This window comes from Petrotoga olearia DSM 13574, from assembly GCF_002895525.1.
Taxonomy (GTDB): domain Bacteria; phylum Thermotogota; class Thermotogae; order Petrotogales; family Petrotogaceae; genus Petrotoga; species Petrotoga olearia.
In genome coordinates, this window is sequence record NZ_AZRL01000003.1 from 40,901 (window position 1) to 61,420 (window position 20,520).

Here is a 20,520-nt window from a genome sequence, read left to right on the forward strand (position 1 = left end):
GTATAATATTTTAAAGTTTAAATTGAATGTTTGGAGGTATAAATTAAATGAATTATGAGATAATTACCCCTGTAGTTACAGCTTTTAACAATAATGAAGAAATAGACTACAAAGCAAACGAAAGAATTATCGATTTTTTAATAGAGAGTGGTGTAAATGGTATATTGGTTCTTGGCTCTGCTGGGGAATTTACAAGATTAAGCTATCAAGAAAAAAAAGAGTTTTTTAAATTTTATTCTGAATATGTAGATGGAAGAATAGATCTTTATGCCGGAACAGGAAGTATGAGTTTTGATGAAACTGTAACATTATCAAATGACGTGAAGAATCTGAATTATAAAGGAGCTGTTGTTATTGGTCCTTATTATTATAATTTAGATCAAGAAAAGATATTTATATATTATGATAAACTTGCTAAATCTGTAAATGGAAGTGTATATCTTTATAACTTCCCAGCTAGAACAGGATATTCTATAAACCACAAAACAATAAAAAAATTAGTAAATAACAACTCTAATATTATAGGCCTTAAAGATTCAGTGTCAGAACCAGTTCATACTAATTTGTGCATATTAGAAACAAGAGAAGATAATTTCGATGTTTTTTCTGGTTTTGATGATCAATTCTTATACAATATTGCTGCGGGTGGAAAAGGATGTATTTCCGCATTAAGTAACATCGTGCCAGAGATATGGAGTGAATTAGTGAAAGCAGCCAATGAAGGGGATTTTGACAAATCTATTAATTATCAATCATTAATTCAAGAATTAATGCCTTTATATAATATGGATAGTAATTTTTCCTATTTATTCAAATTGCTTATGGTATACAGAGGGGTAGAATTAAATCCAACAGCAATTTTTCCATTTAATCAAATAGATAAAAATATTATTAATAAAAGTAAAGATATTTTAGATGCAGTCTTAGAAAAGTTTAATAAAATAAAATAAAAATTTCTCTTTTCTGGTTTGAAATTTATTCCAATTACTAGCAGTAAAGAGAGTTCTTATTTCACAACTCCAGTTTAACGCAATATACAATGAAGGAAGACCGATAAGAACAAGAGGATTTACTTTCTTTATTGTCGTTGATAAACTTAGTTTAACACAAGTTTAATTAACCACTATTTTCTCAAGAGAACCAATTTTTCTTATTGTATTTCATATTAAATTCAACGAGTATCTTGTTTTAATGAGGTGAAAATATGGGTAACACAAAGATAATAAATTTTACAGATTCATCAAAGAATAAATTAACGCCTTGTTCCATAAGTTCAGTAAAAATAAAGGGGTTCATTAACGATTATTTGGAAACAATGTTGAATGTTACCATTCCTTCGCAGTATGAATTATTAGAAAGTACCGGTAGAATAGATAACTTTAGAATAACTTCGGGTAAAAAAGAAGGTTCTTTTAAAGGATTAGTTTTTAATGATTCAGATGTGTATAAATGGCTTGAAGCTGCTTCTTATGCTTGGTTGTTCACCAACGACGACGATTTAAAAGAAAAGATCGATAACACAATCAAAGAAGTAAAAAGCGCTCAAGAAGATGATGGCTATTTGAACACTTATTTTATGTTTGAAAGAAAAAAAGAGAGATGGACAGACCTCGCAACAAAACATGAACTTTATTGTGTCGGGCATTTGATTCAAGCAGCGATAGCTCATAAAAGGGTTACAAGTGAGGATACACTATTTGAAGTAGCTGTTAAATTTGCAGATTTAATTGTAGACACCTTCGGCCTAGATAAAAAACGTGGTGCACCAGGGCATCCCGAAATAGAAATGGCTCTTGTTGAGTTGTATCGTGAAACAAAGAACCAAAAATATTTAAACCTTGCGAAATATTTTTTAGAAGAAAGAGGGAATGGGTATGCGAGTACTTATCGCTTTTTCAACCCAGAATATTACATTGATCACAAACCTTTTAAAGAATTAGAAGAAATGACGGGTCATGCAGTTAGGATGTTGTACCTCTGCACCGGTGCAACGGATATTTACTTGGAAACAGGAGATAAAGAAATTTTCTCTACCTTAGAAAAACTTTGGGATAACTTGGTAACAAAAAAGATGTACATTACGGGAGGAGCCGGCTCTCGATATGAAGGTGAATCTTTTGGCGAAGATTATGAATTGCCTAATAGAAGAGCATATACAGAAACATGTGCTGCAATAGCCTCGTATATGTGGAATTATAGAATGTTCTTAGCTACAGGTGATGCTAAATATGCAGATCTAATGGAGCTAGTTTTGTACAACGGTTTACTTTCAGGAATATCCATAGATGGCAAAAATTATTTCTATGTGAATCCTTTAGAAGATAGAGGAGAAAAGAGAAGACAACCTTGGTATGAATGTGCATGTTGTCCTCCAAATATAGCAAGAACATTAACATCTTTTCCAGGTTATATTTATGCAACTTCTGATGAAGGAATATACATAAACTTCTACGAAAACAGTCAAGCAAATATTAATTACAAAGGAAAAGAAGTCAAAATTACACAAGAAACAGATTATCCTTGGAATGGGAAAATAAAGATAATACTTTCTACAGAAATTATTGAACCATTTACTTTATTTTTAAGAATTCCTTCATGGGCGAATGTTGCTGATGTAACTGTGGATGGAGAAAAATTAAACAAGCACTTAGAGAAAGGCTTTTTGAAAATATTCAAACCTTGGAATGTTACCCATGAAATAATTTTAAATTTACCAATGGACATAAAATTTGTAGAAAGTCACCCATTTGTGAGGGAAAACTTAGACAAGGTAGCTTTGAAAAGAGGACCTATGGTTTATTGTATTGAAAAAGCAGATAACAAAGAAGGAGATGTGTGGAATTATAGAATCGATTTAAATGAAAAAATCGAACCAGAAAATTATCAAATAAATTCGAAAAGAGTGATAAAATTAAAAGCAAAAGGATACGCTGAGGATTTACGAAATTGGGAGGGAAGATTGTACTCACGAGCCCGAAGAATAAAAGTAGGAAAAAAGAAAATCGATGTTAATCTAATTCCATATTTTGCCTGGGCAAATAGAGAAGAAGGATCAATGGTTGTATGGATAAGGAAGTGAAAACTTTCCAAAATTATAGTAATTTTTAAATAAAATATATTATACTAGTTATAACAAAAAACAACGGAGGAGTTTTGGCAGTGAAAAAGACCAAACAATCTATCATAAAAGATTACATCCTTGACCAATTAAAGAGTGGAGATTTAAAAAAAGGAGATAGGATTCTATCTGAAAATAAATTGGCTGAATTTTTTTCCGTCAGTAGACAGACAGTTAGAAAAGCTATCTATGATTTGGAAAAAGAAGGGTATTTGGTTACTAGAAGAGGTAGTGGAACTTACGTTAAATCTATGAAAAAAGATAAAGAAAACATAGGTATTTTAACTCAATCTTTAACTGACTACATATTTCCTTTTATAGTCATGGGAGCAGAAGAAATATTAAAAAATACTAAATGTAAATCTTTTATAGGTAACGCAAAAAACGATCCTGTTGTAGAAAGGGAGACCTTAGAAAGGTGGATGGATCTTGGATTAAAAGGTATGATAGTGGATCCAGTGGTAAGTGCCACTAAACAAGCCAATGTGACTCTTCTAAAAGAAATAAGCGAACAAATTCCAACTGTAATTATAAATAGTGATCTCAATATTCAACATGCTGGGACGTTGGTTCTGAATGATTACGACTGTGGATCTTTTGCTGCAAAGAAATTTATCAAATTAGGGCACAAAAGGGTCGCTGTGATATACAAAGCCGTTCATAAGGCTGCAAATGAAAGAGCTAATGGTTTTATAGACACAATAAAAGAACATAAGCAAATATTGCTATACGAATTGCCTTTTCACGGTCAAGAAACATCCGATGAAGTTTTTAATTTAATCATGTCGCTTTTGAGCCTTCCAAAAAATAATATACCCACGGCAATTTTTTGCTCAAACGATTTAGTAGCTATGCAAGTGATAATGGCTGCAAAAAAGCTGAATCTTGATATACCAGACGATATTTCGTTAATAGGTTTTGATGATGCAGACTTTGCACAAGCCCTTGAAATTTCTACTTTTAGGCATCCAAAACAGCAATTCGGTGAAAAAGCAGCTCAAATGCTGCTTAAAATGATCGAGGAAAACAACAATGGAAAACCAGAAAAAATTGTTGAAAAAGCTGAGTTCATAGAAAGAAATAGCCTTATTCAAAAAAAGTGAGGAAAAAAGATGGTTAACCTTTTAAATCTTAAAATAGAACAAATGGCTGGTTTGAATTTCAAATGTGAATGTGGAAAGACTCATAAAGTAGATATTGAAAAAATAATTGTAAAAAGTAATATTTTGAACGATAAAAATAGTTTTATGGATATTATTGACTCTGATAATTTATTTGTTGTGGCTGATAAAAACACCTATAAGAGTTGTGGGCAAAAACTAAATGAAATCTTAAAAAGAGAAAATTATCAAATAACTGAGTTTATTTTTCAAAACGAAGATCATTTGATTCCAAATGAAAAAAGCGTCGGAAGATTATTGATAGAAGTCCCTAAGAATACATCGTTAATAATTGGCGTTGGTTCTGGAACTATAAACGATCTTTGTAGATTTTTAAGTTACAAACTTAATATTCCGTATTTAATCTTCACAACTGCTCCTTCAATGGACGGCTATGCTTCAATGGTTTCACCTTTAATTGTAGAAGGTTTTAAAAGAACGTATGAAGCAACTTATGCAAAAGCAATTTTGGCAGATACACAAGTTCTAAGAAATGCACCTTTAGAAATGATTCATGCAGGGTTTGGAGACATTCTTGGAAAGTTTACTTCTTTGACGGATTGGAAACTTTCTAAATTGATCAACAACGAATATTATTGTGAAAAAACCGTTGAATTTGTAGAAAAAGCAAGGGATATTTGCGTGAAAAATGCAGAAAAAATAAGTCAAAGAAGCGAAGAAGTCACTAGACAAATAATGGAAGCGTTAATTATCTCTGGAATAGCCATAGGATTTGTAGGTTACTCTAGACCTGCATCGGGGGCGGAACATCACCTAGCTCATTATTGGGAAATGAATGCAATATCAAAAAATATATCTCACCCTTTACATGGAAATTCTGTTGGAGTAGGAACGGTTGTTGTTTCGATGATCTATCAATTAATGAAAGATAAACTTCCAAAAGAATTGACACCTCCAGATCCTGAGTACTTAATTTCAATTCACAAAAAGGTAGGTTCTATCTATAGCCCAAAAGAATTAGGCATTCCAAAAGACGTCTTTCAAGATAGTATTATACATGCCAGAGAAATCAGAAATAGATACACTATTCTTCAATTAGCTCATGAGTTTAACCTTTTAGAAAAGATATCAACAATTCTTACAGAAAAATTTTATGGTTAATTTTTATCTTTCACACCTCGGCTAAAGATTATTTAGCCGAGTTTTTGTTTTCAATCATAATACTTCTACATTGGTTAGAGGATTAACAGCCGGAAGTGGAAAATAACTTCGATTTTTGGAACTTTTAGCTTGTTTTTTCACAAGAAAAAACAAAAAGATGATATAATAAATAAGCGAATGAATTTTGGTGGTTAATTTAAGGGAGGCTCATTTAAGGTTGGAAAAAGAAACAACAGTCAATGAAAAAAATTATTATTCTAGGTTAGACACGTTCATAAGAAAAAATTATCCCGAAATAAAGTTGGGAGCTATTTACAGTTTAATAAGAAAAGGTTTTGTTAAAGTCAATGAAAAGAGGGTCAAAAAGAATAATTATATTTTAGAAATGGGAGATATCGTCAAAATTATTCTGGATGAAGATAAATTAGAAGAACTATCCAGACCTGCTCAACCTTCTTTAAAGGCAAGACCAGTCTCTTTTGATATAATCTATGAAGATAAAGATCTTCTGGTTATCAACAAACCAGCTAAAGTTTCTGTACACCCTGGATCTAAAGAAGAAATGGCAACGATAATCGAGGGAGTAATGCACTACTCACGAGGTGAATTCGAGCCTCACTTAGTACATCGTTTAGACAAATTAACGTCCGGGGTGATGGTTGTAGCAAAAAATAAGCAAACAGCTCGTGAATTAACGCAGTTAATCAAAAGTAGAGAAACAAAAAAATATTATTTAACTTTATTAGTAGGGAATTTAAATAAAAAAAGCGGAGAATTAGTTTCTACCGTTTATGGCAAAGCAGCCCAGTTAAAATATGATCTTAAGAAAAAATTCGATTCATTTGGGGATATATACTCTTTGGTAGAGATTGAATTATACACAGGCAGAAAACATCAAATAAGAGTGCAATTCGCTGATTTAGGTTTTCCCATTGCTGGGGATGATAATCACGGAGATAAAAAGCGGAACAAACTTTTAAGAAAAAATTATGGTTTAAAAAGAATTTTTCTTCATGCTAGTAAGATTTCTTTTGATTATAATAATCAACATTACGATTTTTCTGCACCGCTGAGTGAAGATCTTCAAATTGTATTGGACAAATTGGAGAAAGGCACAAAGAGGAATTGAGGGGATCTATAATGAACAAAATAAGAAAGCCCATAATTTTTATTACCTTATTCAGCTCTTTGATTTTCTTCTTTTATGCTTTTTATATTGATCATCAAAATTCTAAAAATTATTCTATATTGCCTACAGAAGATCAACTGAATTCTGTAGAGGAGAATGGCTACAATTTCATAGTATATAACAATTATGCCATATTAAAAGATTTTGAATCTCAAGGTTTTGAAGAAGATCAATCTTTTTTAAGAGCATTATCAAATCGATACGATTACGTACTAGTCATCGAATTTTCTGATTTTGATAAGTATTTTACGGAAATAAAAGATAAGTTAGATAAAGATATTCTAACTAATATGAGATATGTTCATTACATCAAACCTGGAGAAATAGATAAATTTGACGATCAAATGATAGTCCAAAGATTTCATAGAGCTTTGAAAGAAAGAAAGATAAGATACTTCTTATTTCCCGATCATCCAAGAACCACAGATCTAATAAAATTAGTTCAAAAAGATTTAGGAACCCCCGTTACAATCGATTCAATTAAGTACTATTCTCCCACGGTTGTCGTTCCATGGGTAGGTTTTGGGCTCATCACAATGAATTTATTTGTATATATACCCCTTTTTTCTATCTTATATATTTTAGCTTTTTTCTTTTTATACAATTGGTCTTTCACGTTGGCAGCAACTTTGTTTTCAATCATCATCTTTTTTAGGATTTCTAAAAATAATCTTCTAAAAATAATTGGATACGCTTTATTGTTTGGAGTTTTAGTGTATATGAGCGCTTACAACTCTTTATTTATCTTCAAGCTTAATAACGTTAGAGGGGTCAAAGTCCTACTTTTAGTTTTGCCTTTGTTAGTACTGTTAAAAGCGTTTATGGATTTTACCGGTTTTAGATTTAGTAAATTTAATATTGTAGAATCCTTCAAGAAGATCAAAGAGTTTAAATTTAACAAGTCAGATGTTTTATTACTTATTTTTGCTGCATTTGCTGGGGTTATATACATAGTAAGAAGCTCAAATTGGGCTTTTGTTACAAATTTTGAAAGAAGGGCTAGGGATGCATTAGAGAGGGCCCTTATAGCCAGACCCCGAACAAAAGAACTTATTTCGTATTTGTTTTATTACATAACTCCTCTTTCGGGAAGGAAATTTATATGGGACTTTTTTAAGGCTCTATTACCAGTATCGATACTTGACACTTTTTTACATATACACACACCTTTGAATTTAAGCGTTCTACGAACGATTAACGGCTTTTTAGTTTCTCTTTTGATTTTGTTAGTTATAATACTGATAGAAAACCTGTATAGAAAGTTTACACATTCAAATCAAAAGCCACAAAAACAAGAAGAAAATATTAGAGAAGTCATTTCAACCACAGAGGAGGGGATAAAATGAATAACTTGAAAGCTTTTTTAAGAAGCATAGCAATTATTGGAAGTATTGTGGTAGCAGGACTTTCCATCTACTTGTTTTATCTTGAAAGTGCCAACCAAAGGCTTTTTGAGTATTTTAATTTTTCGGATTTTTTAACCTTTCTTTTTATAGGTTTATTCATCGCTTTGATTGCAGCTTTAATATTCTTTTATTTTTTGCTCCTATTTAACAAAAAGTACGGTATGACGGTTTCGATCATATTACTTAGTGTGCTTTCTGCTTTGTCTATCGTTATATACTCTTCAATGATTTTAAGCGTTATTTTTATTGCCAACCTTGTTGGATTATCTTTGGCAATATTTTTCACAAAGCAAAAGCCAGAAAACAAAAAATACGTTAAACCTTCATCCACCAAAGCTGCTAAAGAACCAACCAACAAAAATTCAAAAAATTGACTCGAAGGCGCCGTGTCAATTCACGGCGCCTTTGATATCATCTAACAATTATTTTATCTTATTGTATGCTTCCACAGCTTCTTTTAGGATATTACAAGCCTTTCTTAACTCCTCGCTGCTTAATACATAAGCGATTCTTATTTCTTGCTTACCAGCGTTAGGTGTGGCGTAAAAGCCTGACAACGGTGAAACCATCACAGTTTCTCCATTCACATCAAAATCGGTAAGCATCCACTTGATGAACTCCTCAGAATCATCGATTGGTAGTTTAACAGAGAGATAAAATGAACCATGAGGTTTTTTACAAATGGCTCCTTCAATCTTTTTTATCTCTTCGTATGCAGCATCCCTTCTTTTTTGATACTCTAAAGCAACTCCTTCATAATAATCTTTCCCCAAATCCCTGAGCATACCTAAAACACCAAATTGTGCCATTAAAGGTGGAGCTAATCGGGATTGAGCAAATTTCATGACTTGCTCTAAAAGTTTCTTGTTTTTAGTAGCAAAAACTCCTATTCTTGCACCACAAGCGCTGTATCTTTTCGATACGCTGTCGATTAAAATGAATCTGTCTTTGTCTTCAAAATTCATTATGGATACATGTTTAGCCCCATCAAATGTGAATTCTTTGTATACCTCATCCGATATTATGAATAAGTCTTTTTCTTTTGCAAAGTCAACAATTCTTTTTACTTCATCGTAACTGTACACAGCTCCAGTGGGATTTGAAGGATTTGAAAAGATTATTGCTCTTACCTTTTCGTTGTAAGCCTTTTCGAACTCTTTTTTACTCGGGACAGCATAACCGGTTTCTGGATCCGCTCTTACCGGACAAAGTTTTACATTTAACATCTCTGCAAAACCTTTATAATTAGCATAAAAAGGCTCTATAACCATCACTTCATCTCCCGGGTCAGCGACGGATGCCAAAGCGAAAATTGCTGCCTCGCTTCCCCCTGTAGTGACAAGCAATTCTTGGGGATCAAAGTCTATATCCCATAACTTATAATAATAGGAAAAAGCCTCACGTAACTCTAATAGACCCGCAGAATGGCTGTAATAAACTACTTTGGATGAATACTTTTTTATCCCTTCGAAGAATGCCTTAGGTGTTTCAATATCTGGTTGACCTATGTTTAAAAGGTAAACTTTTTTACCTTTTTCCTTTGCCCTTTCTGCGTAAGGAACTAACTTTCTAATAGGAGAAAATTGTGTATTTAAAACTCTTTGAGATATTTTCATATCTTCCCCTCCTCATTCTCATTTTTAATATTTTCTGAAACTTGCTTCCCTTCGCCCCGCAGTCCACCCTTTTTAGGAAGAGATCTGTGGTCCCCTTAGATCCTGTTCTCCAACCATAAGGATAAAGCTTCAATTTATTTTTGGACAGTACTTATTATAATTTAATAAAACTAAAAAGTCAAAGCTCGCCAGAGACGATTATAAATGATTAGAGCTTTTTATTGGCAATTATTCAAATAATGAAAAAAATTTCATAGAAAATATTTTCTTATTAATGAAAGATATATTTGAACTGTTGTAATCAAAAAAGTGATGTTGTATAATTAATGGAGAAATACGGCTTTTAGTCATTTTTTTGATTTCTTATTCAGAGGAGGGATTCATATTGAAGACGAAAGATGTTGTAATTTCTGGTATAATGATAGCCTTAGTTTTCGTTTTAACCTTTGCTATAAAAGTTCCTGTGCCTTTCACAAGGGGTTACGTACATCTAGGCGATAGCATGATATTCATCTCAGCAATTTTGTTTGGTAGCAAGGTTGGAGCCTTAGCTGGAGGACTAGGTTCTGCTCTGGCAGATGTGGTTGGAGGTTATGCTTTTTGGGCTATACCTTCTCTGATTATAAAGTCCATCATGGGGGCTTTAGTTGGTTTAGTTTCTGATAGTTATAGAAATAAATATTCAGGGAAAAAAGAACTTACTATCTTTCTCTCAAGTATAGGTATATGGTTAGCTTTTTCTTTAACTCTTTCTTTATTCTTAAAAAACTTGATAGGGAATTTATCGACATCTCCTTTGACTAACAATCTAATGAATGAATTAGGATACGAAAATATAGAAGAGTTAGAAAATTTTTTATTAAACGCTAGGGGATTAATCAACATTATTCTTTTAGCAATACCAATAGCCTTAATACTAATTTCGTTGTTCCTTAGAGGAAAGGGTTCAACACTTTTCAGACTAGGTAATTTGATGGGAAGTATGATAGCCGGTCTATGGATGGTTATAGGGTATTTTTTTGCAGGTAGAATTATAGTTGGTAATTGGGTGATGCCTATTTTTGAGGTACCTTGGAATGTTTTACAATTTTCTCTAGGAATTCTCGTTGCATACATAGTGTTGTTCGGTTTACAAAAAACAAAACTTTTTGAAAATTCTCAAAAGTGAAATAAGAAATCTCGGTTGTATATGCAACCGAGACCTTTTCTTTGACTGTTATTTATCGTATTAACATTTCATATCTTTTGTTAACTTCTTCCCAATTAACTATGTTCCACCAAGCTTGTATGTATTCAGGTCTCCTATTTTGATATTTTAAATAATAAGCGTGTCCCCAAACATCCAAACCCAATACAACCATACTTTTAATTATTATGCAAGTCCAATTTGATATTCATATATTTTTAATAAATCTTATAAAAAGAGGAAAATGTATGTGTTATAATTACTTTCGGAATTCTGAAAAAATCTGTTGGAGGACTCCAAATGAAGGTTTTTCTTAGTGATTTACACATCGGTTTAGGTAACGAATCCGATGACTTTATATACGACAACAGACTAATCAAGTTACTGCATGATTTTGAAGAAGAAAACAATGAATTATTTATCGTTGGAGATTTTTTCGAGTTATCTAACTTAGTCAATGATGGTCTCATAATGGATACAGCTTCTGAATATGCAGAAAAATTTGATCCGTCTTTAATAGATGCAATATTTGCCAGCCATGAAAAGCTGATCGAAGAGTTCCGAAAATTTTCAAAAAAATATAAAATTTATTATATTGCAGGTAATCATGATTATTATATCCTTTTAAATCAAAAAATAAAAGAAAAAATCAAAGAAACATTTGAAAATTGTGAAATTTTACCCTATTATTATGATCCAAATGTAAGATTATTTGTTATACACGGTAATCAGTTTGATATAGTCAACAGATTAAGCAAAGATAAAGATGGAAACCTTATTCCACCCTTTACCGAGTACATGAACAAATACATGAACTATAATTTTGGGAAAATTGCCGGGGAAATTCTACCTCCAGAGCTTTTTTCAGATTATCAAAATATTTATCCTCAGTTGGATGTTTTCAAGTGGCTGGATATTATAAAGGAAAAATATGATTTAAACTACAATTTAAAAAGCAAATGGATTGAAATTTTTACAGAACTAATTAAAACTCCTCAGGTGAAAAAATGGTTGAAAATAAACTTTCCGGGCGTAAATATTCTATCCAATATATTTGTAAATAACTTAGGGGGCATGAAATTAGGTGAAGCTATAGTCAGGATAGGAATGTTCTTCAGAAGTATGAGAAATTCAAATTCTCTTTTAATGAATGCAGAAGAGCTTTTGAACAAAAATTTTTATATACCAAAAGAATATCTTATTGGGTTTTATGATCAAGATATTTCTTTTGCCCAAGGGGAAATAAAGGGAATAGTCATGGGTCATAACCACAGAGCTTCTTTCAATGTCATAAAAAACGGAGGGTCGAAAGAAGTTTATATTAATACGGGTACATGGAAATTCATGGTAAATCGAAATTTTGGAATAAATAGAAATGAATTCATCAAAAAAAAGTTGATTTCCTATCTTTTAATAGACGATTCAAACAAGCCTATGAATTTTAAATTAGTAAGAGAAGAGTCATTTTAATTATTAAAATTGTATGTTAGATTTTACTTAAATGAGAAATAGAAAAAAAGTAATTAGAATATAATTGAATAAAAGATGTTGATTTAATCAACATAAATTTTTTATAATTATGTTATTTTAAAAAATCTAATAGGAGGTAAAAAGATGGGAAAAAAGTATGTATACGTATGGAATAAAAACCGTGTAGAAGGCAACTCGAAAATGAAAGACATTCTTGGTGGAAAAGGTGCTAATTTAGCAGAGATGGCATCTTTAGGCTTGCCTGTACCTCCAGGTTTTACTATTTCAACAGAAGTATGTAAATATTACTGGGATAACAACAGAAAATTCCCAGAAGATCTTGCACCAACTGTTGAAGAAGCCATGAGGGAGCTTGAAAATGTTACAAGCAAAAAATTCGGCGACAACAAAAATCCTCTTTTGGTCTCAGTAAGGTCTGGTGCCGCCATTTCTATGCCCGGAATGATGGATACCATATTGAATTTAGGCCTTAACGATGAATCCGTCGAGGGATTAGCCAAGTTAACTAACAATGAAAGATTTGCTTGGGATTCTTACCGAAGATTTATACAAATGTTCGGGGATGTTGCACTAGGTATACCCCATGAAAAATTCGAAGAAGCTCTTAATGAAGTAAAAAACAAAAAAGGCGTAAAACAAGATTTAGAATTAGATGCAAATGATCTTAAAAAAGTTGTTGAATTATACAAAAAATTGTATAAGGAAGAAGGAAAAGAGTTCCCTCAAGATCCTATGAAACAGCTTTGGATATCTATTGAAGCGGTTTTTGGAAGTTGGAACAATCCAAGGGCAATAAAGTATAGACAAATTAATGAAATGGATAAGCAAGGGCTTTTAGGAACCGCTGTTAATGTAGTTGCAATGGTTTTTGGCAACATGGGAGAAGACAGTGGTACAGGTGTTGCTTTCACACGAGATCCAAACACTGGTGAAAAGAAATATTACGGTGAATTTCTTACTAACGCACAAGGTGAAGATGTCGTTGCTGGTATAAGAACTCCAAAAAGTTTGGATGAGTTGAAGAATATTAATCCTAAAGTATATAACCAATTACTTGAGGTTATGGATAAATTGGAAACACATTTTAGGGATATGCAAGACATTGAATTTACAGTTGAAAGAGGACAATTATATCTACTTCAAACAAGAAGCGGAAAGAGAACCGCTGCTGCCGCTGTTAAAATTGCTGTAGATATGGTAAAAGAAGGTCTCATAAGCAAAGAAGAAGCAGTGATGCGAGTCAAACCCTCAGATATAGAAAAGTTATTACATCCCATTTTCGATACTGAAGAATTAAAAAATGCCCAATATATTGGGAAAGGATTACCTGCATCTCCTGGTGCGGCTACGGGAAAGATTGTTTTTAGTGCAGACGATGCCGAAAAGATGGCAAAAGATGGTGAAAAAGTAATTCTTGCTAGACCCGAAACATCCCCAGAAGATGTTGGAGGTATGAACGTTGCAGAAGGAATATTAACTTCACGTGGAGGAATGACTTCTCATGCTGCCGTTGTTGCTAGAGGAATGGGTAAAACAGCTGTTGTTGGAGCAGAAGATATAGTCATCGATTTAAAAAATAAAGTTATAAAATCTAATGGAGTAGAATTAAAGGAAGGCGATTGGATTTCCATCGATGGAAATGAAGGAAAAGTTTACGCTGGAAAGGTCAAAACGGTTAGACCGGAAGGGTTAGCAGGTGATATTTCAGTATTGCTTGAGTACGCGGATGAAGTTTCAGTTTTAGGGGTTAGAGCTAACGCAGATATTCCAAGAGATGCAAAAGTCGCAAGAGAGTTTGGCGCTCAAGGAATTGGATTATGTAGAACGGAACACATGTTCTTTGGGTCAGAAAGAATAAACAAGATGAGAACCATGATCGTTTCAAAAACTGAAGAACAAAGAAGAGCAGCTTTAGAACAACTTCTGCCATATCAAAGGTCAGATTTCAAAGGCTTATTTGAAGAAATGGAAGGATTTTCTGTTACAATAAGGCTTTTGGATCCACCTCTTCATGAATTTGTCCCAGAAAGTGATGAACAAATAAGAGAAGTTGCAAAAACTATTGGAATCAGTGAAGAGGAATTAAGGAGTACAGTTAAGGATTTAGAAGAATTCAACCCAATGATGGGTCATAGAGGTGTAAGATTAGCTATCACTTACCCAGAAATAGCAGAGATGCAAACAAAAGCTATAATCTTGGCTGCTATAGACTTAATAAAAGAAGGCAAAAAGGTGCAGCCAGAAATAATGATTCCAGTAGTTGGAAACGTTAAAGAGCTTACCATCCTTAAAGAATCTATCAAGCAGATCGCTGACGAATTAATAAAAGAAAACAACGTAGACTTAGAATACAAAATTGGAACAATGATCGAAGTCCCGAGAGCCTGCGTCGTTGCAGATCAAATTGGTGCAGAGGCTGATTTCTTTAGCTTTGGTACCAACGATCTTACACAACTTGGTTTAGGTTTTTCAAGGGATGATTATGGAAAATTCATTGGAGATTATATTGAAAAAGGTATCTACGAAAAAGACCCATTCCAACAAATCGATAGAGAAGGCGTTGGAAGATTAATAAAACTTGCTTTGGATGGTGGAAGATCCGCAAATCCAAAATTAAAGGTAGGAATATGCGGAGAACACGGTGGAGATCCTGATTCCATTGAGTTTGCACACTTGGTGGGGCTGGACTACGTTAGCTGTTCTCCATACAGAGTACCAGTCGCTAGATTAGCAGCTGCACAAGCAGCGGTAAATTATAAGAGAGGTAAAACAGTTAATTATTAATCAATGGGTAAGAAAATCAGCAATAATAAGAGTTCTAAAAGTAAATGTTGATTTTATAATAGTTACAGGGTGGAGATCTCTCCACCCTTTTTGTTATACTGCTTATTAACTGTTGACACTTTCTTGCCAATATGTTAAAATCGAACAAATGTTTTATTATATCTTTTCCGGGGTGATCCATAATGAAAATAATAGATTTAATTAAACAATCTATTAAACCCATACTTTCTTTCGAAATTATCCCACCCAATGTTGGTGAAAGCATTGATCCAATATTTAATGTGGTGGATAATTTAATCGACTTTTCTCCTAAATTTATCAATGTTACTAAGCATGCCAACGAAATTGAATATGTTGAAGAAAACGGGGAAATTATAAAAATCATCAAAAAGAAGAGACCTGGAACCGTTGGGGTAAGTGCTTCAATAAAGCATAGGTATGATATCGAAGTAGTTCCTCATCTAATATGTACAGGCTTTAATAAATACCAAATAGAAGACATTCTAATAGACCTAAATTATCTAAGAATAGAAAACATATTCGTCGTAAGAGGGGATAAGAAAAGATACACATGGAAAGAAACAGATGAATACGAACATGCAACTCAATTAGTTGAACAGGTAACAAATATGAACAAAGGGATATATACTTGCCCCACAAAAGAACATAATCCCACAAATTTTTGCGTGGGGGTTGCAGGATACCCAGAAAAACATTTTGAATCCCCAAACTTGGAAAAAGATTTAGACTATTTAAAATTAAAGGTTGATATGGGAGCCGAATTCATCATAACTCAAATGTTTTTTGACATAGAGTATTATAAAAACTTCGTTAATAAAGTGCGAGAACTAGGTATTGAAGTTCCAATAATTCCAGGCATCAAACCATTGGGAAGTAAAAAATCATTATACAACATCCCCAAAAATTTTCATGTTAATATACCCAAAGCCATCGTTGAAGAGTTTGAAGACGCAAAATCTTCTCAAGATGAATATATAATAGGGGTAAAATACGGAATAAAATTGATTGAACAACTTTTAGAATTGGGAGTACCAGGAATACATATTTTTACAATGGGGAAAGGAAAAATAGTTAAAGACATATTAAATGCATTTAATGGAATTTTTTAGAATTTTTATGGGTGGGGAGCTGGGCGAAGGGGCTGAAATTCTTTCATCTTTATGGGTGGGCAGCGGGGCAAAGGGGCGCTATTTTTAAAGTTTCAAAGAGAATCTTTCATTTTTTATTTTGGAGAAGAGATAAAAAATGGCACGCCCGGAGGGAATCGAACCCCCAACCTGCGGTTTTGGAGACCGCCGCTCTGCCAGTTGAGCTACAGGCGTATTACTGCATTATTATAACACAAAATTAGCGATCTATCAAGTGTTTTTTTCTTTAAATTAGAGTGAATTGATTTGTTAACAATAATGTGATAAGCTTATAAATAGAGAAGTACAATACATATATTAAAAAATGAGTCCTTCTATTTATATTATAAAATATTTAATGTAATAGTAACTTTAAATTATACCTCGTCTTCTACTTTTTGCATACTTTTTACCAAATTTCTTTCTTTTTATAGTATACTAAGGAAGGATTATTTAAGTATTGGGGTGAGCAAATAATGTTTGAAAACTTACAAAAAAAACTGACAGGAGTCTTCAAGAACCTGTCAGGTAAAGGCAAGTTAACCGAAAAAAATATAAAAGATGCTGTTAGAGAAGTAAAACTTTCTCTTTTGGAAGCGGATGTACATTATAAAGTGGTAAAGGAATTGGTCGATAGGGTTAAGGAAGAAGCCGTTGGATCTAAGGTTCTTGAAAGTTTAACTCCTGATCAAGAGTTTATAAGAATAGTTCGAGATGATTTAATTGAATTGATGGGTGGCAAAGAAAACAGCAAAATAACCATTTCTCATAATCCTGGTTTTATTATGCTCACAGGTTTACAAGGAAGCGGTAAAACAACGACCGCGGCTAAATTAGCAAATTTTTATAAGAAAAAAGGGAAGAATCCTCTGTTAGTTGCCGCTGATACTTACAGGCCAGCGGCTATCGATCAACTCGTGCAATTGGGAGAAGACATCGGTATTCCTGTCTTTACAGGAGATAGAATAGACGCTTTGAAAATTGTAGAAGAAAGTAAGAAACATGCGGAAAAGCTTTTACATGATATTGTTATTGTTGATACCGCAGGTCGTTTGCACATTGATGAAAAGATGATGGAGGAGTTAGATAAGATAAAAAAGTTAATCAATCCAGATGAGATTTTAATGGTCGTGGATTCAATGGTCGGTCAAGACGCAGTTAATTCAGCAAAAGAATTTAACGATAAGTTGGATCTCTCTGGCTTTGTTGTTTCAAAACTCGATGGTGATTCTCGAGGTGGAGTCATCATTTCTATTAGGTACATTACGGGAAAACCTGTCAAGTTAGTTGGTGTTGGTGAGAAGATAGATGATTTGGAAGAGTTTTACCCAGATAGATATGTTGGAAGAATTTTAGGAATGGGAGATGTACTTTCCTTCATAGAGAAGGTAGAAAAAGACATAGATAAAAAGAAAGCAGAAGAAGATGCGGAAAGGTTTATGGAGGGGAAATTCGATTTAAAAGATTTTCTCGAGCAAATTCGACAAATAAGAAAATTAGGACCTCTCAGCAATCTTTTAGAAATGGTTCCTGGCGTACCAAAAGATCAGGTGGATGTAACCAAAGGTGAGCAAGAATTAAAAAAATTCGAAGCAATAATAAATTCAATGACAGAAAAAGAACGTAAAAATACAAGAATACTAACTTATTCAAGAAAGCAGCGAATAGCCAAGGGAAGTGGAACAACTCTTCAAGATATCAATAGACTTTTGAAATCATATGAACAGTTGAAAAAAACTATGAAGCAAATGAAAAAATTTAAAGGCAGAAAGCTCATGAATAATCTACCTTTTTAAAATACCAATAATAAATAAAAATATGTGGAGGTGTGTTAATGGTAAAAATCAGATTGAACAGGATGGGAAGGAGACATCAACCGTTTTATAGAATAGTTATCGTAGATTCCAGAAATAAAAGAAGCGGAAAATATATAGAATCAATCGGATACTATGATCCACTAAATAACTCAAACCAGTATAAAGTGGACGAAGATAAGGCTTTAGATTGGTTATTGAAGGGTGCTCAACCCACAGACACTGCTAGAAGAATTCTTAGAAAAATGGGTGTTATGAAAAGATATGACGAAATAAAATTTCGAGCCAGAAGAGAAAATGATGTCAAAGAATCCGAAAAAATAGTAGAACCGGAAGGAGAAGAAGTTAAAGAATGAAGACTCTTCTTTTAGACATTTTGAACAACATAGTTAAACATCCAGATGAAATAAAGATCGTGGAGTCAAACGAAGAAAAAAACGTAATATTTGAAATATATGCCAACTCTGAAGATGTAGGGCAAATAATTGGAAAAGACGGAAGAACTATTAAATCTATAAACATTCTTTTAAATGCTGCGAAAAAAGACCCTGACAAGAAATTTATTCTAAAAGTAATTAGGTGAGTGAATTGAACAGTTTATCCAATCTTTTGGACAACAAAATCTCCGTGGCAAAAATCGTTAATAGCCATGGAGTACATGGAGAGGTAAAAGTAGTACCTTTTACCAATATAAAAAGTGTAATAACAAACTTAGAAGAAGTTCTTTTGTACAATACCTCAACCAGAAATTTTTTCTTCACTAAAGTATTACAAGTCAAACCATTAAACAGATTTTTTGTTTTGAACTTACGAGGAATAGTCAATATGGACGAAGCTAAAAAAATGATCGGATATGAAGTTTTTATCGATAAGAAAGATCTTCCCCCTCTTAAAAGTGACGAATATTATTGGTATGAGATTCTAAGTTCTGATGTTTATTATGAAAATGGGGAATACGTTGGAAAAGTGGAAGAAATAATTCAAACCGGTGCAAACGATGTAATTTCCATAAAAAATCTAGAAGAAGATAAAGAAGTTCTCATACCAATGACTGAACATTACATTGTCGAATTAAAAAAAGAAAATAAAAGTATTATAGTAAAAAAAATAGAGTGGTACGAAAATGGAACAAACGAAACGGATTAAAATCAGTGTTTTAACTATTTTTCCTGGTATGTTTGATATTCTTAAAAACTACGGAGTAATCAAAAAGGCTATAGAAAAAGAATTAGTTGAAATAGATATTTTCAACTTAAGAGATTACACAACTGATAAACATAAAATTACTGACAAACCGGGATATGGCGGACAAAATGGCATGGTTATGTTGGCAGAACCTTTTTATCGTTTTTACGATGAGTTCATACTCTCTAAGAGCCATAAACCTTATATAGTTTTACCTTCTCCACAAGGCAAAGTATTTAATAACGATTTAGCTTTTGAATTAGCAAAAAAAGAGGAATTAGTTTTTTTCTGTGGAAGATACGAAGGAATAGATGAAAGGGTTAAAAAGATCGTTGACAAAGAAGTTTCAATAGGAGATTACGTTTTAACGGGCGGTGAAATCCCTACCATGGTTATTATTGAAACTCTTTTAAGATTTTTACCCGGAGTAATAGGTTCAAAAACAAGTGTGGAAAATGACTCTTTTTATAACGGGCTTTTAGACCATTCACACTACACCAAACCCCAGAACTTTAGGGGAATGAAAGTACCAGAAATACTGTTAAGTGGGAATCATGAACGTATTGAAACCTTTAGAAAAAAAGAAAGTTTGTTAAAAACAATATTAAAAAGGCCTGACCTATTTATAAAAAAAGAATTAAGTGAAGAAGAAAAAAAGGTTTTAATAGTTCTTATTCAAGAAATGTTTAACGAAAACTCTAATATTCTTAAGGAGTCCCATGATGTTTGATAAACTATATGTAGCCTTAATTCACTATCCTATCCTGAAAAAAGACGGTAGTATTGTTTCAACAGCCGTTACAAATTTTGATGTTCATGATATTTCAAGAACCTGCAGAACTTATAACGTAAAAAACTATTTCTTAGTAACCAATTTACCTGCTCAACGAAAGATTGTAGAAAAGGTTTTAGATTACTGGATCAACGGATACGGAGGAGAATTTAATCCCAACAGAAAAGAAGCACTTGAAATATTTAAAATAAAAAATTATTTGGAGGATGTTATCGAAGAAATAGAAAAGCAGGAAGGCAAACGTCCAAAGATAGTTTTTACTTCTGCTAAAGCCAGAAATAATGTAGTTTCTTTTGAAGATTTAAAAGCTAAGATAAAAAATTCTGATCATCCATTTTTAATTCTTTTTGGGACTGGTTGGGGAATGCCAGAAGAAATTAGAGAAATTTCTGATTACGATTTAGAACCTATTAGAGCTAAGGGAGAGTTCAATCATCTTTCTGTCAGAGCAGCTGTTGCAATAACCCTTGATAGATTAATAGGTGAAATTGTTTGATTTCTAGACTCT

At 32.8% G+C, this 20,520-nt stretch carries 18 protein-coding genes, 1 tRNA gene and 1 pseudogene; 17 read left to right on the top strand and 3 right to left on the bottom strand.

The genetic code is table 11. The annotated features are described in order from the left end of the window. Positions 1 to 47: 47 nt before the first annotated feature. The 7 genes from X929_RS00600 (at position 48) to X929_RS00630 (ending at position 8,369) form a co-directional block, all read left to right on the top strand. On the top strand, positions 48 to 950 hold the full coding sequence (locus tag X929_RS00600; protein WP_103066137.1) for a dihydrodipicolinate synthase family protein: 903 nt from the start codon (positions 48 to 50) through the stop codon (positions 948 to 950). Positions 951 to 1,204: 254 nt separating this feature from the next. Further along, positions 1,205 to 3,079, top strand: a complete 1,875-nt coding sequence (locus tag X929_RS00605) for a glycoside hydrolase family 127 protein (RefSeq protein ID WP_103066138.1) — start codon at positions 1,205 to 1,207, stop codon at positions 3,077 to 3,079. An 80-nt stretch (positions 3,080 to 3,159) separates the two neighbouring features. Beyond that, a complete protein-coding gene (locus tag X929_RS00610; protein ID WP_146255753.1) occupies positions 3,160 to 4,221 on the top strand; it encodes a GntR family transcriptional regulator in 1,062 nt (353 codons plus the stop codon). 9 nt (positions 4,222 to 4,230) lie between these two features. After that, complete coding sequence (locus X929_RS00615) at positions 4,231 to 5,400, top strand: sn-glycerol-1-phosphate dehydrogenase (protein ID WP_103066140.1); 1,170 nt, start codon at positions 4,231 to 4,233, stop codon at positions 5,398 to 5,400. A gap of 217 nt (positions 5,401 to 5,617) precedes the next feature. Then, the gene (locus X929_RS00620; RefSeq protein WP_103066141.1) at positions 5,618 to 6,529 is read left to right on the top strand and encodes an RluA family pseudouridine synthase; all 912 of its coding nucleotides are present in this window, start codon (positions 5,618 to 5,620) and stop codon (positions 6,527 to 6,529) included. A gap of 11 nt (positions 6,530 to 6,540) precedes the next feature. Further along, positions 6,541 to 7,935, top strand: coding sequence for a DUF5693 family protein (locus tag X929_RS00625; protein WP_103066142.1), 1,395 nt, complete (start codon positions 6,541 to 6,543; stop codon positions 7,933 to 7,935). Further along, positions 7,932 to 8,369, top strand: a complete 438-nt coding sequence (locus X929_RS00630) for a hypothetical protein (protein ID WP_103066143.1) — start codon at positions 7,932 to 7,934, stop codon at positions 8,367 to 8,369. Before X929_RS00625 ends, X929_RS00630 begins: the two co-directional genes overlap by 4 nt. A gap of 48 nt (positions 8,370 to 8,417) precedes the next feature. Here X929_RS00630 and X929_RS00635 read toward each other — a convergent pair whose 3' ends face one another. Continuing rightward, a complete protein-coding gene (locus X929_RS00635; RefSeq protein WP_103066144.1) occupies positions 8,418 to 9,611 on the bottom strand; it encodes a pyridoxal phosphate-dependent aminotransferase in 1,194 nt (397 codons plus the stop codon). 385 nt (positions 9,612 to 9,996) lie between these two features. Here X929_RS00635 and X929_RS00640 point away from each other — a divergent pair, with 385 nt between their 5' ends. Continuing rightward, positions 9,997 to 10,779: an ECF transporter S component gene (locus X929_RS00640; RefSeq protein WP_103066145.1), complete on the top strand. Its 783-nt coding sequence runs from the start codon at positions 9,997 to 9,999 to the stop codon at positions 10,777 to 10,779. 52 nt (positions 10,780 to 10,831) lie between these two features. Here X929_RS00640 and X929_RS00645 read toward each other — a convergent pair. Further along, a pseudogene (locus X929_RS00645) lies at positions 10,832 to 10,966 on the bottom strand (Fe-Mn family superoxide dismutase); the annotation flags it as partial. Positions 10,967 to 11,097: 131 nt separating this feature from the next. Here X929_RS00645 and X929_RS00650 point away from each other — a divergent pair. From X929_RS00650 to X929_RS00660, 3 genes are all read left to right on the top strand, one after another. Beyond that, positions 11,098 to 12,267 carry a metallophosphoesterase gene (locus tag X929_RS00650; RefSeq protein WP_103066146.1) on the top strand — a complete coding sequence of 390 codons (1,170 nt, stop codon included), beginning with the start codon at positions 11,098 to 11,100 and terminating at the stop codon, positions 12,265 to 12,267. A 144-nt stretch (positions 12,268 to 12,411) separates the two neighbouring features. Next, a complete protein-coding gene (gene ppdK / locus X929_RS00655) occupies positions 12,412 to 15,072 on the top strand; it encodes a pyruvate, phosphate dikinase (RefSeq protein ID WP_103066147.1) in 2,661 nt (886 codons plus the stop codon). Positions 15,073 to 15,254: 182 nt separating this feature from the next. Next, complete coding sequence (locus X929_RS00660) at positions 15,255 to 16,202, top strand: methylenetetrahydrofolate reductase (RefSeq protein ID WP_103066148.1); 948 nt, start codon at positions 15,255 to 15,257, stop codon at positions 16,200 to 16,202. A 137-nt stretch (positions 16,203 to 16,339) separates the two neighbouring features. On the opposite strand, the gene X929_RS00665 is transcribed toward X929_RS00660, so the two are convergent. Next, positions 16,340 to 16,415: transfer RNA gene (locus X929_RS00665), tRNA-Trp, on the bottom strand. A gap of 281 nt (positions 16,416 to 16,696) precedes the next feature. Here X929_RS00665 and ffh point away from each other — a divergent pair. The 6 genes from ffh to X929_RS00695 are packed head-to-tail and all read left to right on the top strand — an operon-like array spanning position 16,697 to position 20,508. Continuing rightward, positions 16,697 to 18,016 carry a signal recognition particle protein gene (ffh, locus tag X929_RS00670; protein WP_103066149.1) on the top strand — a complete coding sequence of 440 codons (1,320 nt, stop codon included), beginning with the start codon at positions 16,697 to 16,699 and terminating at the stop codon, positions 18,014 to 18,016. Between the two features lie 38 nt (positions 18,017 to 18,054). Next, on the top strand, positions 18,055 to 18,390 hold the full coding sequence (rpsP, locus tag X929_RS00675; RefSeq protein ID WP_103066150.1) for a 30S ribosomal protein S16: 336 nt from the start codon (positions 18,055 to 18,057) through the stop codon (positions 18,388 to 18,390). Further along, the gene (locus X929_RS00680) at positions 18,387 to 18,617 is read left to right on the top strand and encodes a KH domain-containing protein (protein WP_103066151.1); all 231 of its coding nucleotides are present in this window, start codon (positions 18,387 to 18,389) and stop codon (positions 18,615 to 18,617) included. The genes rpsP and X929_RS00680 overlap by 4 nt, the downstream gene beginning before the upstream one ends. Then, on the top strand, positions 18,614 to 19,180 hold the full coding sequence (rimM, locus tag X929_RS00685; RefSeq protein ID WP_103066152.1) for a ribosome maturation factor RimM: 567 nt from the start codon (positions 18,614 to 18,616) through the stop codon (positions 19,178 to 19,180). Before X929_RS00680 ends, rimM begins: the two co-directional genes overlap by 4 nt. Continuing rightward, entirely contained in the window at positions 19,158 to 19,949 is a 792-nt protein-coding gene (gene trmD / locus X929_RS00690) for a tRNA (guanosine(37)-N1)-methyltransferase TrmD (RefSeq protein ID WP_103066153.1), read from the top strand. Before rimM ends, trmD begins: the two co-directional genes overlap by 23 nt. Next, positions 19,942 to 20,508 carry an RNA methyltransferase gene (locus tag X929_RS00695; protein WP_103066154.1) on the top strand — a complete coding sequence of 189 codons (567 nt, stop codon included), beginning with the start codon at positions 19,942 to 19,944 and terminating at the stop codon, positions 20,506 to 20,508. The genes trmD and X929_RS00695 overlap by 8 nt, the downstream gene beginning before the upstream one ends. The last annotated feature ends 12 nt before the right edge of the window (positions 20,509 to 20,520 follow it).